This is a genomic window from Saccharospirillum impatiens DSM 12546 (genome assembly GCF_000423605.1).
Classification (GTDB): Bacteria; Pseudomonadota; Gammaproteobacteria; order Pseudomonadales; family Natronospirillaceae; genus Saccharospirillum; species Saccharospirillum impatiens.
The window spans coordinates 1-2,261 of record NZ_AUIH01000127.1 but is presented as its reverse complement, the minus strand read 5'-3'; the positions used below and the strand labels follow the sequence as shown (position 1 = coordinate 2,261).

1 protein-coding gene is annotated in these 2,261 nt (G+C 49.3%); it reads right to left on the bottom strand.

Going from position 1 to position 2,261, the window contains the following annotated elements; genetic code table 11:
• Positions 1-512: 512 nt before the first annotated feature.
• A partial coding sequence (locus G565_RS25335; protein WP_169579695.1) for an RHS repeat-associated core domain-containing protein occupies positions 513-2,261 on the bottom strand: 1,749 nt, incomplete at its 5' end.

Here is a 2,261-nt window from a genome sequence, read left to right as displayed (position 1 = left end):
CAAGAATAATGGAGACTAACATCGTATTATTGGCATGACTAACAGTGTCTACAGAGAAGAAATGAGTTAATGCAATAAAATCACGGATTCAGGTAAATATTAAAAACTTATCTCCTGACTTAGTAACAAACCTAACTCCCGAGGACAACATATTATCTACATAATCTTCATCGTAGATATTTTCTGAGGTTGGAAATACATCTACCCTTAAAATATTATTAAAAAATAGTTCATATGTATTATATCGATTGAAAAAGACGATGCTGTTTTTTCTTAGCTCTATCTCCATATGATTTTTTTTAATCTTGAAGTCCCAAAAAACATGTATAAGCATAAATAAAAGAGAAGGAGACAAGAAAAGCAGAGTAGCCTTGACCCCGCTGCCGATAACATCGTTGGATCCAAGGGTAACGTTAAATACAAGCGACGATACTATTAGAAATATCGATATCAAAAGCCCTCTATTCTTTGAAAAAAATCCATAAGAATAGGTTTCATTTTGCTGCTTTCGGTTAGGGTGCATGACACATCATTCCCCCAGTTACGGGGTCATTCCATCGATCGATGACTCCGTTTGCTAAGTAATCAAGGCTTGTGCCACCAAAAGTTCCCCATGCATGTGCCTCTAACTCGCTAGCACCTAGCAATCGAGCATTTCTTGTAACACTTGCAGCTGGTATTCCCGCTGCACCTGCAATTAGCATCTGGTTAACATCTACATCTCTTTTCAAATAATATTGAGCTCCTGCATTACTCAGACTACTGTGGGCTGCTGTTGTAACAATTGAATTAGCCCCATGCCGTAGGGCAAAACTGGCACCTGGCGCAGTAATTCCACCGATCAAACCACCTGCAATGGCCTGCTTGGCAGCAGTTTCATTATCTTCACCTGTGGCCTTAGCTGCAATATACGATGCTCCTGCGCTAATAAGTGCTTTACCGCCCACTATAGCTGCTGCACCAATACAGAACCCAGCACATGCTACGTTCCCTGTTACGTCAACGTAGTTGAAAGGATCGCCGTTAACATAAGCATAGTGGTTTAAACCGCCACCAAATCCAATCGGGTCCTTGGTGGTCCAACGTCCGATTTTCGGATCATAGTCCCGCGCCCCGAACCGGACGAGGTTGGTATCCCGGTCATATATACCGCCAGCATACCCGAACGGCTGGAACCCTGGATTGGTATCGTTCGTGACATTGCCCCAAGCGTCATAGTCGAGCCTTTGGGCAACTTCTCCGCTTTGAGCGTTCACGACCAAGCGCACGCTACCAAGGTGATCGCTGATGACGCGGTAGTTGACACCGTCCTTGATCATGTAGCTCGGAACGTGGCCTTTGTCGGCGTACACGAACCGCGCTTTGATCTGGTTGTTTCCGTCCAGCTCCGCCACCGGATTCAACTGCCCCTGGTACAGGAACCCTTGCTCCAACTTGCCATTGCGCAGTTTGCCTACTCTTCGGTTCTGACCATCGATCACGTACTCGATGTTGGTGCCATCCAGTAACGTGACACCTCTCAGATTCGAGAATGCGTCGTAGTCGTAATACGTCGCTTCGTTTGTGGCTGTGTCGGTCTTTTCCGTCAGCTCACCATTGGCCGTATACCTGTATTCATTGTCCTTGTACCCAATCAGCCGGTCCTGTGCATCATAAGTCGCAACCGGTGCGCCGTCTTCATGCGTTCGGTTGCCGTTGGCGTCGTAGGCCCAGGTTTGCACCGGGGTGCCGTTTTCCTGCACGCCGATCAGTCGGTTGCGCTCGTCGTAGTCGTACGCATATTGCGTGGTGGCGCTTCCCAGGGTCTCGGTTTTGCCGGTGATCTGGCCCGCGTCGTCCCGTTGCAGGGTGTAGCTGTACAGGTTGGTGCTGTTGACCTGGGCATTATAGGTCTGCAGTTCGCCGAAGGCTGTGTAGCCGTGGCTGGTGGCGGCTTGTTGCAGTTGGGTGCTGTTCAGCCGGCCGTTGTCGGCTACGTAGCTCAAGCTTAAGACCCCCGTCTGGGTGAGTTGTCCGTCCCGATTGTAGCTGAATGACAAGCTGCTGCCATTGATGCTTTGTTGGGCGGGCTCGAAGTAGGCGTTGTATTGGTACCCGAGGGTACCGGATACCAGACCACTTGATTGGATCTGGGTGACCAGGGTGCCGTCGTATTCGAAGTTCAGCTGTTGCCCGCCCGGTGCGGTGAGAGTTTTCACCTGCCCGCTGTTGATGGCGTCGCTTAGGCCGTAGTAGGTGTAGCTGGAACCAATGGGGTCAGA